Genomic DNA, 12,965 nt, shown 5'->3' on the forward strand with positions numbered 1-12,965 from the left:
GGACGGGCCGATGCCGCCCGGGCCGGTCCCGCCGGCCGGGACGGCCGTGGCCCTGACCGGGCCGCCCCGGAGCCGGAGGGCGGGAACGCGACCAGGGTGCCCGCCTCCTCCGGTCTGCCGGGGAGGGCGGGCCGACGGGTCACGGGCAGAGCCGCTCCACCCGCCAGGCCGCGGCCGGACTCTCCCGGACGTACCGGAGCCTGTCGTGCAGCCGGTTCTCGCGGCCCTGCCAGAATTCGATCGCGTCCGGCACGACGCGGAAGCCGCCCCACTGCGGGGGCGCCGGGACCTTCTCCCCCTCCGGGTAGCGGGCGGCGAGCTCCTCGTAGCGGGCGGTCAGCTCCTCGCGGGAGCCGACCACCGTCGACTGGTCACTGGCCCAGGCGCCCAGCTGGGAGCCGTGGGGGCGGGTACGGAAGTACGCGACCGTCTCCTCGCGCCCGACGCGGGCCGCGGTGCCGGTGACGACGACCTGGCGGGCGAGCGGGTGCCAGGGGAAGAGCAGTGAGACGTACGGGTTCGCGGTCAGCTCGCGGCCCTTGCGGGAGCCGTAGTTGGTGAAGAAGACGAAGCCACGGTCGTCGTAGTGCTTCAGCAGCACCGTCCGGGAGGACGGCCGGCCCCGGGAGTCGGCGGTGGAGACCACCATCGCGTTCGGCTCGTGGAGGGCGCCGCCCCCGGCGACCTGGCGGAACCAGTGGGCGAACTGCTCCATGGGGTCCGCGGCGAGATCCTTCTCGACGAAGTCCTCGGAGCGGTACTGCTCGCGCATCGCGGCCGGATCGGTGGTGCAATCGGATGACGGGACACGAGAGGAGGCGGAAGCGGAAGACGGAGTGGCATCGGCTGTGGGCACGGGGCCATCCTGCCGCAGCGGGCCGGTTCCCCTGCGGGGAGGGCCGCGATCGCCGGCCCGCGCGCCGCAGGGCTGTGCCGGACGTCACCCTTCCCCGCGTCGTGGTAACCCGCCAGTATGCGTGGACAGGCCTTCGTGGCCGTCAACAGCCGCCGAGTCGAGGGAGCCGCCCGATGTCCGACTTCGTACCCGGACTTGAAGGAGTCGTCGCGTTCGAGACGGAGATCGCCGAGCCCGACAAGGAAGGCGGCTCGCTCCGCTACCGCGGCGTCGACATCGAGGACCTCGTCGGCCATGTGTCGTTCGGCAACGTCTGGGGTCTGCTGGTGGACGGGGCGTTCGACCCTGGTCTGCCGCCCGCCGAGCCCTTCCCGATCCCCGTGCACTCCGGCGACATCCGCGTCGACGTGCAGTCCGCGCTCGCCATGCTGGCGCCGGTGTGGGGCCTGAAACCGCTGCTCGACATCGACGAGCGGACCGCGCGCGACGACCTGGCGCGGGCCGCCGTCATGGCCCTGTCGTACGTCGCCCAGTCGGCCCGTGGCCAGGGGCTGCCCATGGTCCCGCAGAGCGAGATCGACAAGGCGGAGTCCGTGGTCGAGCGCTTCATGATCCGCTGGCGCGGTGAGCCGGACCCGAAGCACGTCAAGGCCGTCGACGCCTACTGGACGTCGGCCGCCGAGCACGGGATGAACGCCTCGACGTTCACCGCCCGTGTCATCGCGTCGACCGGCGCGGACGTCTCGGCGGCGCTGTCCGGGGCGGTGGGCGCGATGTCGGGCCCGCTGCACGGTGGCGCACCGTCCCGGGTGCTCGGCATGATCGAGGAGATCGAGCGGACGGGCGACGCCACGGCGTACGTGAAGCAGGCGCTGGACAAGGGCGAGCGCCTGATGGGCTTCGGCCACCGCGTCTACCGCGCCGAGGACCCCCGGGCCCGCGTCCTGCGCCGCACGGCCCGTGAGCTGGCCGCCCCGCGCTTCGAGGTGGCGGAGGCCCTGGAGAAGGCGGCCCTGGAGGAGCTCCACGCCCGCCGCCCGGACCGTGTCCTGGCGACGAACGTCGAGTTCTGGGCGGCGATCGTGCTGGACTTCGCCGAGGTCCCGGCACACATGTTCACGTCGATGTTCAGCTGCGCCCGCACGGCGGGCTGGTCGGCGCACATCCTGGAGCAGAAGCAGACCGGCCGCCTGGTGCGCCCCTCGGCGAAGTACGTCGGCCCGGGCTCGCGCGACCCCCGCTCGATCCGGGGGTACGACCAGCTGGCGGACCTGGGGAACTGACGGGCGCGGGACGGTCCGGCTGACCGGCCCGCCTCGGCGGGCCGGTCGGCCGGGCTTCCGCAGCCGGCATCCGGGGGAGGCACTTCCGTCTCCCCCGCTGGTCGCCCCGGACGCCACCGAGGGCGCGGGTTCGGTGAGGAGGACGGACAGCACTCGGCGACGGGCTGCGTCCCACACTGTGCGGTGGTCCGACGCGAGCTGGACGGCCACGCGAGCAATCGCCTCGGCATCCCTTCGGCCGCGCCCTGCCTGGAAGTCCCGAGAGCGGAAGAGGGCCGGGTACTTGCCGGCGTTCACCATCTTCATGGCGTAGGCGAGGCTGACGGTGAAGGCGTCGAACGGGTGGGAACGGCCTTGAAGGAGCCCTCGTGCTGTGACGTACGCGCGTGATCGGTCCGATCAGCATTCGCGTACCGCAACGGGTGGTCAGGATGTTTGACGGCCAATCACCTCGCGTCCGGTCCGCCGGTGTTCGAGCTCCCCTCCAGCCTTCGCCCCCGGCTCTCGGCCACGCGCCGTACGTCGCCCAGGGACTCGGCCAGGCGGCAGGCGAGGTAGTGCACCTGGGCGCCGGTCGACCGGCGGTCGGCCAGCAGGTCCGCAGCGTGGCCGAGCAGATCCCCGGCCATGGACAGTTGAGCGCTCTCCACCCGGTCCGCGATCCGCGACACCGTGCCCGCGCCGTCCCCGAGGAGGTAGCAGGGCTTGCCGTCCGCCGTCGTCCACGGGAGCAGCCGCACTCCCCCGGAGTCCGCCCTCACGCCGCCGTCTCCCGTCCGCACCGGGCGACCACGAGCACGCGCCGCCGCCTCAGCTCTGCGAGCCGGTCCCGCTCGTGGGCCACGTAGTACGGACGCACCAGCGGGCGCTGTCCTCGCCGCGCGGCAGATGCTCACCGGTGCAGCGTGCCGTGATCCCGCCGGGACGATGCTCCGTGTCCGGCGCCGGCCTTCTCACCAGCAGCCCGAAAAGCCGGGCGATGCGGTCCCTCATGTCTTCCTGCTTTCCTCGCGTTTCGTGGACACGCCATACGAAGGAGCGAATGACTGCGCTCCGTGACGGATCATTCACAGCATGAGGTCGCTCCTCGCTACGCTGCCAGGGGTGCGCGCATGACAGCGCGCCTGTCATCCCGGGGAGTTGGTCGCATGGCGTCGCACCACAGGCCGCGCACGGCACGAGCGAAGTACGGCGAGGAGTTGCGGCTCAGGCGCACGACGTCCGGGCTGACCCAGGAGGCGCTGAGCGAGCAGATCGTGTGCTCACCGACGCTCATCAGCCACTTCGAGGCCGGCCGCCGGCTGCCGAACCCGGACGACGCCCAGCGGATCGACCGGGCCCTGGCCACGGACGGGTTCTTCGCCCGGTGGCTCGAGGACCTGGACACGAAGTTCGCCGATCACTTCGCCGCTGTGGCCGAGCTTGAGCAGCAAGCCACAGACATCAGGCAGTACGGGGCCTCACTCATTCCTGGGCTTCTCCAGACGAATGACTATGCGCGTGCAGTCTTCCAGGCTCATAGCCCCAACTTCCGGGCGGAAGAAGTTGACAGCCTGATCGTCAACCGTGTCGCCCGCGCCCGGATCTTGGACAGTGCATCGAGTCCCACCGCCTGGACCTTGCTCGACGAGGCGGCACTCCGACGAGCGGTCGGTGGGCCGCAGGTGATGGCCGAGCAACTGCACAAGATCGCGAATTTTGCAGAAAATGGGAGGATTCGGTTGCACGTGGTGCCATTCAGCGTGGGAGCTCACGCTCTCATCGAGAGCATGCTCTACCTTCTGGGCTTCTCGGACGCTGCCCCGGTGGCGTATGTGGAAGGTCTGCACACAGGGCAGTTGATCGATGATCCAGCGGTGGTCGAGGCGTGCAAGACGGCATACGCTCTGGCTCTGAGTGATGCAGCGCCGCATCATGAGTCCCTCGCCCTCGTCAGGGCCATCGCGAAGGAATACAAAAATGGCGAGCATTGAACGCGCTCTTGCCGATTCCGGCTCGTTCATGGGGTGGTACAAGTCCAGTTACAGCGGCGGCAGTAATGGCGAATGCCTTGAGGTGGCCCGCGGCTACGACGTCGTCCCCGTGCGGGACAGCAAGGACGTACAAGGACCGGCCATGATCGCTTCCACAGCAAGCTGGTCGGCCTTCATCACCGCCGTCAGGAACGGCCGCTTCGATTCCTGATCGTCCCTTGCACTGAGTGACTCGATGTCTTGCCGAGGATCACCGACCACCGCCCGTGCCGCAGTGGAGGAACACGAACATGGTCAGCAGTGAACACACTGTCGCCGACGCCTCCACCCTCGGCGGATGGCACAAATCCAGCTACAGCGGCGGCGACCAGGGCGAATGCCTTGAGGTAGCCCGCGGCTACGACGCCGTCCCCGTGCGGGACAGCAAGGCCGCGCACGGACCCGCCGTGATCGCGTCCGCAGCAAGCTGGTCGGCCTTCGTCTCGGCCGTCAGAAACGGCACACTCGGCGCCTGACAGCCGCTCAGCCGAGAAACCCCGCACGCAGGTCCGGATCGCGCAGCAGGCCCAGCACCTCGTCCTCGCCGTTGAACAGCAGCTCGGCGGCAGGGTGGACCGCCTGGTGGAACATCGACGCCAGCACGTCGGCCAACGGTCTGTCCCACGCGATGCGGACCGTGTCGCACGCCCTGTCCGTCTGCCCCTTGTCGGCTGCCGCGCGCCACTGCTTCAGGAAGAGCGCCGCGGTGCTGTACGCGTCGTGGCGCCCCTTCACCAGCACCCCACGGGCGTTGAGTCCGAACACTTCGATGCTGGAATCACCTTGTGGGGTCAGTCCTCTGTAGAGGCCGGTTCCGAGGACCAGATGAAGGTGGTCCAGCGGCTCCTGGATCGTCGGATCGATGAGGAGAGGACGCCCTGCCTCGTCGCGGGGGAACACGTGACGCTTGTGGTGGCTGTTGCAGACAGCGCAGGCCAGCAGGTGGTTCTTCCATTCGAAGGCCCGTAAGGGCGCTACGGCCAACGGCTCGAAGTGGTCGATGTCAGAGCCCTGGTTGTCGCCGCAGTACATGCAGCGTTCGTGGCCCGGGGCCATGTCTCTCAGCGTGGCGAAGAGGGCCGGGTGGACATGCCGCCGCACCGTCGTGTGCTTCCACAGGTAACGTGCCTTGTCCGCCGGTTCCTCGGACTTGCTGATGTCCTCGGTGTGGCCGTCCATGCGCGTCACGGTGTCCTGGGGCAGATCCAGGCGTTGCAACCGGATCATCGTGGCGGGTCCTTCTGCTCCTCGTCGGCCAGATCCTTGAGACGAGCGGACATCTCGTCCAGCCGGGCCGTCGGCGAACTGGTGAGCAGCCGCTTGAGCTGCCTGTACCGGTCGGTCGTCTCGGCGTCGGCGTGGCCGCGCAGCAGATCCATTTCCAGCGCCACCAGTTCACCCCGCTTACGCTCGGCCTGCTCGGAGTAGGGGGTGTCCAGGCCGAAAAGGTCGGACAGCACCGCGTCGTCCCCACTGCCGTAGACCACGCGTTCGTACAGGTCCTCCCCGACGACTTCCGGACGGGCCTCCTCATCGACCCCGGGCAGCCGGATGAGGCCGCCCGGGTCTGCCGACTGACAGACATAAGGGCTGTGCGTGGTGACGATGAACTGGATGTTCGGAAAGTGCCTGGTCAGCCACGAGCCGATACGCCGTTGCCAGGAGACGTGGAGGTGGGCGTCGATCTCGTCGATGATGACGATGCCCGGCACCCGGTTGAAGAGCATCCCCTCGTCGGCGTCCGCCACCACCGCGTCACCGAAGGTGTCGTGGATCTGTTTGAGGATGTCGACGACCAGCGCGGCCACGGTCCGGAAACCGTCGCTCATCTCTCGCAGGGGGAACCGGACGTCGTCCCGCTCCACCCAGAGGCCCTCCGAGTCGACGTCGATGATGCGGTACCCGTCGGGCAGGAGCCCGTCCTGGAGGATGGCGAGTGCCGTGTTCTTCAGGACGGCCGCCCCGACCCGGCCCTCCAACGCCCGCAGGTGCTGTTCGATGAGCCAGGCCACTCCCTCGGCGAGCGAGGCGTCCTCGTGGAAGAGGCTCGCCAGCCGCGCCACCGGCCCGGAAGCGAGCATCAGCCGCTGGACCTCGCCCGACCCGCCCGCCATCCTGCGGAACGGACCGTACGCGGCGCAGAACCAGCCGACGGGGTTGTCCGCCCAGGGACCCCGCCGGGCGTTGCTGTTGGCGGCTTCGGTGTAGGCGATCTCTTCGAGTGAGGGCTGTACCCCGCGTCGCCCGGCCGGTCTGCCGTCCGGTCCACCGTCACCGGGTACGGCCCACAGGAGTCCAGCCTTGAACGGGCCGGCAGGCGGGGGGTCGTGCGAGAACCGGTCGTACTCGGTGTCCCGGGTGATTTCCAGCTCGATGCGTCCTTCGGCGGATCCGTGCGCCACCCAGTTGTCGAATCCGGGAACCAGTCCACGGGCGGCCACCGGACCGCTGAGTGCGAACGCGATCGCCCGCAGCAGAGTCGTCTTCCCGGCCCCGTTCCGCCCTGCCAGGACCGTCCATCCGGCGTGGGTGCCGTCCGGACGGGTCAGACGCAGGTCGACCTGGCGCGGACCGTTGAACGACTTGATGTCCTGGACGGAAACCCGGCTGACGTACATGAGAGCGGTGTCCGTTCGGTCGGTGGGGGTGTGAGTTGCTGGGAAGATTCTCCTACTCCACCTCGGCACCGGCCGGGATCTCGCCGCCGAGGGCCGCGGCAATGGCCGCGAACTCGCTGAGTGCCCCTTGGAGGTCCTGAACGATCTCTTGGGCGATGACCTCGGGCTGCAGTCGCCTGTCCGTATCGTCCAGAGCCGAGTCCTTCACCCAACTGATGTCGAGGTTGACCTTGTCCCGGGCAACCAGCTCCTCGTACGTGAACACCCTGAAGCGGCCGTTGGTGCCCTTCGACGCCACCCGCTCGGAGCGTGGGCGGCCGGGGCGGTAGGCCTCGATGAACTCGTCGAGGTCCGCGCGGGTCAGCGGGCGCTTCCTGAGCGTGAAGTGCTTGCCGGTGCGGAAGTCGTAGACCCAGAGCTTCTCGGTATGGGGCTTGCCGTCGGCACGCGGGGTCTTCTTGTCGAAGAACAGGACGTTGGCCTTCACCCCGCCCGCGTAGAAGATGCCGGTGGGCAGGCGCAGGATCGTGTGCAGGTCGAACTCGTCCAGCAGCCGTCGGCGGATCTTCTCACCCGCGCCGCCCTCGAAGAGGACGTTGTCGGGGAGGACGACGGCCGCACGGCCGTCGATCGCGGTCAGCGACATGATGTGCTGGAGGAAGTTCAGCTGCTTGTTGGGCGTGGTGGCGCGGAAGTCCTCACGGTCGTAGGAGCTGTCCTCGCGCTCGGACCTGCCGTCGCTGCCGATCACCGTGATCGACGACTTCTTGCCGAAGGGCGGGTTCGCGAGGACGAGTGAGGCGCGCCTGCTGCCCGGCTTCTTCGCGAGGGCGTCACCGACCTCGACCAAGCTGTCACCCTCGCTCCTGCCGATGCCGTGGAGCAGCATGTTCATCGCGGCGAGACGGGCGGTGCCGGGGATCAGCTCGTTGCCCCAGATCTTGCCCGAGCCGAGCGCGAGGCGCTGCTCATGGGTCAGGTCACGCATGTGGTGCTTGCGGATGTATGCGTGTGCGGCGATCAAGAAGCCGCCGGTGCCGCAGGCCGGGTCCGTGATCGTGTCCTCGGGCTGCGGGCGAACGGCGTCGACAATCGCGTCGATGAGCGGGCGGGGCGTGAAGTACTGTCCGGCGCCGGCCTTCGTGTCCTCGGCACCCTTGGCCAGGAGGCCTTCGTACGTGTCGCCCTTGAGGTCGGTGCCGATGATCGTCCAGTCCTGCTCGCCGATCAGGTCGACGAGCTTTTCGAGCAGAGCCGGCTCGGTGATCCTGTTCTGCGCCTTGGCGAAGATCGTGCCGAGCGTGGTGCCGGGGCGGGCGCCGAGCTTCTCCAGGATCACGCGGTAGTGCAGCTCAAGGTCCTGGCCCTTCTTCGAGGCCAGTGAGCTCCAGTCGTAACCCACCGGGACGATCTCGGTGGGGTCCCCACCGGAGGAGGGGTCGTTGGCGATCTCGTCGGCCATCTTGAGGAAGAGGAGATACGAGAGCTGGTCGACGTACTCGATCGTGGAAAGACCGTTGTCCCGGAGGACGTTGCAGTAGTTCCAGAGCCTGGCGACCAGCGTCTTGGTCTGCGCGACGACGGCCTGCGGCGCGGGTGCGGATGCGTCGGTGGTGGTCACAGCTCGAACTCCTGCTGTACGGCGGTGGCGGTGGTCGGTTCAGGCGCGGAGGGCCTTTTCGCCCTCCGCGCACGTTTCGTCCCAGGCTGATCCGCTCGCTCGGCCTGGATCCGGGCGAGCAGATCAGCGGCGGGGGCATCAGCGGGGTCTTGGGGGACGAGGCCGCCGGTAAAGGCGCGATTCAAAATAGCGCTCCGCAGACCCGCTGCACGCACCAGGCTGATCTCTGCCTCGGCACTCATGGCGTCGACACCGCTCAGCAACTCGTCACACCTCTGGACCAGCCGCTTCTGCACACCCATGGGCGGAATAAGAAATTCCATTCGCTTCAATCGCTCCAAAGAAATCCGAGCAACGTCTGCGGTGACATCCACCTCCCGCAGGAACCGCTTGGCGTGAAGATGCCTACGGAAGACCATGAGCGCCCATTCGGGCAGCACATCGGCACGCGCCCTGAATCTCAGGAGACTGTCGGCGAACGCGGCATCAGGCGGCATACCGCGATAGAGCGCAGGGGTCCCCACCCGGTTCGGACTCCACTCCCCGCCGATCAGCACATCACCGGAGTGAAGAATATGTTCTTCGAAGGATTCAGAGAGATCTATTTCGGTCACATCTGACGCATCGATACAGTCCTCCGAAATGTTCTCCACGCGGAGGCAGGGCCGCATCCCAGGACCTCGACTCCGGGCATGCAGCACCCGACCACGTCTGACCTCGCCTGCCCGCTCCACGGTCGTCGATACCCATCCTGCGGGCGGACCCTCAGGAACAAGGGAGAGAAGTATGGACCTCCGCAGGATAGCGAGCCGTCGGAGGGACCTCCTGATCGTCTTCGTCGCCGCATCCAAGCGGGAGAGCTGGGCTTCGAGCGCCTCGACAATCCGGGCTTGCTCCGCAAGTGGAGGCAAGGGAATGGAAGCATCGAGGAGTGCCTGCTGTGAAATATTGCGCGCGGAGTCATCCGACCCGGTTTCCGTTTCGAAAGTCGCGCCCCGGATCTGCGGAGACCTCAGAAAGTGAACGAGCCATTCCTTGTTGACGAGACCGCTCGGAACAAGACGCATGATCTCATCCGAGAGAAGGAGCTGCCGTCGGCACCGCCCAACCAGAACAGGATATCCGACGCAGTTTTCGGCGGCGCAACTCACCAAAATGTCACCGGGTCCAATCTCATACGTGGTGTCGATTTGCCGACCAGCCGGAACAGCCATGTTCTCGGATTCGTCGAAATTCCCACGCGCCGTGGAAGCCGCTTTGACGATGCCCCACTCGCCCGGGGCAGCCTGGCGAAGCTCACACGCGACAGGCTTGCCGACTTCAATTTTCAACAACACGTCGGCCAGGCGGACCGCGACCCACCTCTCCGGGAACCCATTCGCGCTCAAGCCAGTACCCGATTCAGTTCAGCCGGCAAGTCCAGCGCCCGCCCTTCCCCATCACATACGTTCACGAACCCCGCCTCTTGCCGCGCTTTGTGCACGGCTCGGTCGACAGGGCGGCGGTTCCATGCCGGGCCATGACGACCACGCCCTGGATGCATCCCAGCCACCACTGGCCGTCCGCGAAGCCACCCCCGCCTGGCTCCGGCGCGGCAACCAGCCCTGGAAACAACCTTCGGCCGCCGTTCGGACGGCCACAACTCGACGTCTGCGCCGTGCGTAGCGAATCTACCTTCGGAGTGAGCCTCGGTGCCGGTGAACGCCCTCAGCCCGCCGACCTGGCGGCCTCCCGCCCGCGCGGGTCGTGATGAGAGATCGAGTCCAGAGGCCCTGAACTAGCGGATGTCGGGTTTTGCGGCCCTCGTCGCACCCGGTCCGGTGCGCTTCCCCCGCCATCCAGGTCCTCGGTTCCGGAGTGCGGGACGCGTCCGGCGCTCGGCGCTCGCATCTCGGGACCCGAGCGCCGGAGGGGGTCCGGTTCACTCTTCGAGGTGTACGTGGAGGAGGCCGCGCCCGAAGCTCGGGCTTCGGGACCCGGGCGTCGGGATCCGAGCACCGGGATCCGAGCGGCTCTTACAACCGGCAGGTAAAAGAAGGGTTCTGGAAAACCTCCCCCCACCTCCCCCACCCGTCACGGCCAGCAAGTATGACCATTAGTGACCAACTTGCCGCGAAGTGTCACGGCTGCTTACGGTGCGACCGAACGAACGACCCCGACGCGGTGTTAGCAGCACCGGCCGGGGTCTCACCTCAAGATCGAATCGAGCGATCCCGTGGTTACCCAGCACCTTAGTCCCGCCCCCTGCGCCCCCGCGCTCTCCCGCCCGTACCCGATGGCCAATCCCGGTTACGGCAAGCGGTCCATGCCGGGCCGACCCGAACCGAGCGCGCACGACTTCGCGCTCCTGCCCGAGCGTGAGCGGTACGTCGCCGGGTTCGTCGACCACCTCCCCGACGGCGCGGCCATGGACGTGAAGAGCCTGGCCAAGCAGCTGCCGCTCTACGGCCAGCAGGCGGTCGGTTCCGCCCTGCGGGCCCTGTCCGTCGCCGGGCACCTGCGGCGCGTGCGGTGCCTCGTCGGCGAGGGCGACCAGGTGCGCTGGGTCTTCCGGACGTTCTGGTCCCGTACCGCCCGCGACAACGAGTGGTGGGCCTCCCACCTCGTCGCCGAGGACCGCGAGGCGGCGCCTGCCGCCGCGCCCCCGCCGCCTCCCTGGGCCCCCGTGGAGGAACCGGTGCCCGTGGCGGCCCCGCCCGCCGCCCCGGCCGTACCGCAGCAGCGGGCCCCGGAGCCCGCGTCGAAACCCGACGCCCCCTCACCCGCCTATCTGGCCCTGGCGCAGCTCGGCCGCGTCGATCCCCGGCTGGCGCTCTCCGCCGCCGACTGCGCGGTCCTGGAGGCGCGGGCCGCCGAGTGGCTGGCCCGGGGCGTGAGCACCGAGTACCTGACCCGGGCCCTCGTCACCGGGCTCCCCCCGCAGGTCGGCTCACCCGTGGGGTTCGTCCGAAGGCGTCTCGACGACAAGATCCCGCCGCGCGTGGCCCCCGTCGTCGCACCGCCCGCACCCGGTGGGCCCGTCCACCGCGCGATGCTGGAGTGCACCAAGTGCGGTGTGCCCGGGCGCCCGGAGGCGCTGCCCGACGGGTTGTGCCGCCCCTGCCACCGGCCCGGCCCTCCGGAGCCGGGGGCCCTTCCGGCCGGGGGCCTCGCCGAGTCCGGCGTCCGCGCCCGCGCGGGCCACGTGCACGAACTGCTGAGGTCGCGCTGAGCCGACGCCGACTCCCGAGCCGGAAGGCGCTGTGCTCGCACCGGCCACGGCGGACGGGCCCGTAGCGCCGCGACACGCTCGGGGCCGCAGCACCCGTGAGGGCCGGTGGTACGACGGACAGGGGTAGTGGGGTTCCGCTCCATGACCGGCCGATCCGGCCTTTTCAGCCTGACGTACCGTCAAGAATCTGATGGGTGAAGGAGTTACCGCTCCGGAGCCCTTATCGTGATCATCGCGGCCTGCGGTGGGGCGATCCGGCCACCGTGGTGGTGTGGACGCGTTCACCGCGGCAGCGACGGAAGGGCGGGGCCGGCGTGTCGATCGAACCGGCGCCGGAGGCGGTGCGGGCGGGCGTTCCACCGCCTACGCCACAGGGCCCTGGCACGCGGCGCCGGGGACGGTGCATCCGCCCCGGTGGTCCCGGCCCGCCCCCGCCACACGTCCGCCCGTGCCCTGGGGCGGTCCGCCCGTGCCGGCGTCGGCACCTGCGTCCGACACGGCGCCGAACGCGGTCCCGCCGCACGCCACCGGACGTGTCAGCCGCGTTCGCCGGTGACAGCAATCCCACCGGCACCCCCTCACCTGCGGCACCGCTGCCGGGGCGCCGCACACGCCGATGACGAAAGAGGCCGATGATGCCCACCCCTGGTTTTCCGCCGAACACGCTCGACTCCGAGGGAGAGCCGATATGGATCAGCGAGCTGGCCAACTGCGACCCGAACCACATCCTGCACGTCGTGCGCGGCATCGAGCCGGCGGAAGCGCTGCAGGTGCTGGGTGCCAAGCCCGGGTTGATCCGGTCCTGCGAGCTGCCCGACAGCAGGCCGGACGAGTGGACGTCACTGCCCTGTGCGGCTCTCGGCATCGAACCGGGAACCGCTGCGGCACTGTTGGCGGGACGCATCGGTGAGTGGACCTTCGTCTACGACGACTCCGGGTTCACCTACGACGACGAGACGACGAAGGCGCTGTCCGCCGATGGGCGGACAGCGGCCATGAGCGTGTACACCATCAACGGGGACGCCAGTCTCACCTACGCCGTCGACGGCGAGCAGATCGAGTGGGTCGACGTGGACGGCCTCGATCCGGAGAAGGACATCCCCGCCATGCCCGCCGGACTGCGCGCGGCATTCGAGGCCGCCGGCACCGTCGAGACGGAGGACTTCGAGCCCGGCGAGCCCGATGGGCTGGTCACCATGCGTGCCGCCTGCGCCCTGGCGGGCCTCGCGCTCACCCTGGACGACGTACGCCGGCTCCCGCTGCTGATCGTGCCGTTCGGCTGACGGCTCCGAAGGACGCCCGGGAAGGCCCCCCTGGAGCGATGCGCGGTGCCGGGGTCCGGGGGCTCCCGGACCCCGGTGCGT

12 protein-coding genes are annotated in these 12,965 nt (G+C 69.0%); 6 read left to right on the top strand and 6 right to left on the bottom strand.

Annotation, left to right across the window (positions count from 1 at the left end):
• Positions 1-139 precede the first annotated feature (139 nt).
• Positions 140-772, bottom strand: a complete 633-nt coding sequence (pdxH, locus tag ACF1FZ_RS02640; RefSeq protein ID WP_391771517.1) for a pyridoxamine 5'-phosphate oxidase — start codon at positions 770-772, stop codon at positions 140-142.
• 257 nt (positions 773-1,029) lie between these two features.
• Between pdxH and ACF1FZ_RS02645 the strand changes: the two genes are divergently transcribed.
• A complete protein-coding gene (locus ACF1FZ_RS02645) occupies positions 1,030-2,139 on the top strand; it encodes a citrate synthase 2 (protein WP_391771518.1) in 1,110 nt (369 codons plus the stop codon).
• 446 nt (positions 2,140-2,585) lie between these two features.
• Here ACF1FZ_RS02645 and ACF1FZ_RS02650 read toward each other — a convergent pair whose 3' ends face one another.
• Entirely contained in the window at positions 2,586-2,900 is a 315-nt protein-coding gene (locus ACF1FZ_RS02650; protein ID WP_391771519.1) for a hypothetical protein, read from the bottom strand.
• A gap of 387 nt (positions 2,901-3,287) precedes the next feature.
• On the opposite strand from ACF1FZ_RS02650, the gene ACF1FZ_RS02655 reads away from it, so the two are divergent.
• The 3 genes from ACF1FZ_RS02655 (at position 3,288) to ACF1FZ_RS02665 (ending at position 4,627) form a co-directional block, all read left to right on the top strand.
• Positions 3,288-4,112: a Scr1 family TA system antitoxin-like transcriptional regulator gene (locus ACF1FZ_RS02655; RefSeq protein WP_391771520.1), complete on the top strand. Its 825-nt coding sequence runs from the start codon at positions 3,288-3,290 to the stop codon at positions 4,110-4,112.
• A complete protein-coding gene (locus ACF1FZ_RS02660) occupies positions 4,099-4,323 on the top strand; it encodes a DUF397 domain-containing protein (protein ID WP_391771521.1) in 225 nt (74 codons plus the stop codon). The genes ACF1FZ_RS02655 and ACF1FZ_RS02660 overlap by 14 nt, the downstream gene beginning before the upstream one ends.
• Positions 4,324-4,402: 79 nt before the next feature.
• Positions 4,403-4,627: a DUF397 domain-containing protein gene (locus ACF1FZ_RS02665; protein WP_391771522.1), complete on the top strand. Its 225-nt coding sequence runs from the start codon at positions 4,403-4,405 to the stop codon at positions 4,625-4,627.
• Positions 4,628-4,634: 7 nt separating this feature from the next.
• Here the strand turns inward: ACF1FZ_RS02665 and ACF1FZ_RS02670 are convergent, their stop codons facing one another.
• From ACF1FZ_RS02670 to ACF1FZ_RS02685, 4 genes are read right to left on the bottom strand one after another with little or no spacing between them, the layout of a single operon-like run.
• The gene (locus ACF1FZ_RS02670; protein ID WP_391771523.1) at positions 4,635-5,378 is read right to left on the bottom strand and encodes an HNH endonuclease; all 744 of its coding nucleotides are present in this window, start codon (positions 5,376-5,378) and stop codon (positions 4,635-4,637) included.
• Positions 5,375-6,769, bottom strand: coding sequence for an AAA family ATPase (locus ACF1FZ_RS02675; protein ID WP_391771524.1), 1,395 nt, complete (start codon positions 6,767-6,769; stop codon positions 5,375-5,377). The genes ACF1FZ_RS02670 and ACF1FZ_RS02675 overlap by 4 nt, the downstream gene beginning before the upstream one ends.
• 52 nt (positions 6,770-6,821) lie before the next feature.
• Entirely contained in the window at positions 6,822-8,390 is a 1,569-nt protein-coding gene (locus ACF1FZ_RS02680) for an N-6 DNA methylase (RefSeq protein ID WP_391771525.1), read from the bottom strand.
• Positions 8,387-9,727, bottom strand: coding sequence for a restriction endonuclease subunit S (locus tag ACF1FZ_RS02685; protein ID WP_391771526.1), 1,341 nt, complete (start codon positions 9,725-9,727; stop codon positions 8,387-8,389). Before ACF1FZ_RS02685 ends, ACF1FZ_RS02680 begins: the two co-directional genes overlap by 4 nt.
• Before the next feature lie 878 nt (positions 9,728-10,605).
• On the opposite strand from ACF1FZ_RS02685, the gene ACF1FZ_RS02690 reads away from it, so the two are divergent.
• Together ACF1FZ_RS02690 and ACF1FZ_RS02695 are read left to right on the top strand one after the other, a co-directional pair.
• Positions 10,606-11,601: a MarR family transcriptional regulator gene (locus ACF1FZ_RS02690; RefSeq protein WP_391771527.1), complete on the top strand. Its 996-nt coding sequence runs from the start codon at positions 10,606-10,608 to the stop codon at positions 11,599-11,601.
• 632 nt (positions 11,602-12,233) lie between these two features.
• Positions 12,234-12,884 carry a DUF6461 domain-containing protein gene (locus ACF1FZ_RS02695; protein ID WP_391771528.1) on the top strand — a complete coding sequence of 217 codons (651 nt, stop codon included), beginning with the start codon at positions 12,234-12,236 and terminating at the stop codon, positions 12,882-12,884.
• The last annotated feature ends 81 nt before the right edge of the window (positions 12,885-12,965 follow it).

It is taken from the genome of Streptomyces sp. NPDC014623 (genome assembly GCF_043088245.1).
GTDB lineage: Bacteria > Actinomycetota > Actinomycetes > Streptomycetales > Streptomycetaceae > Streptomyces.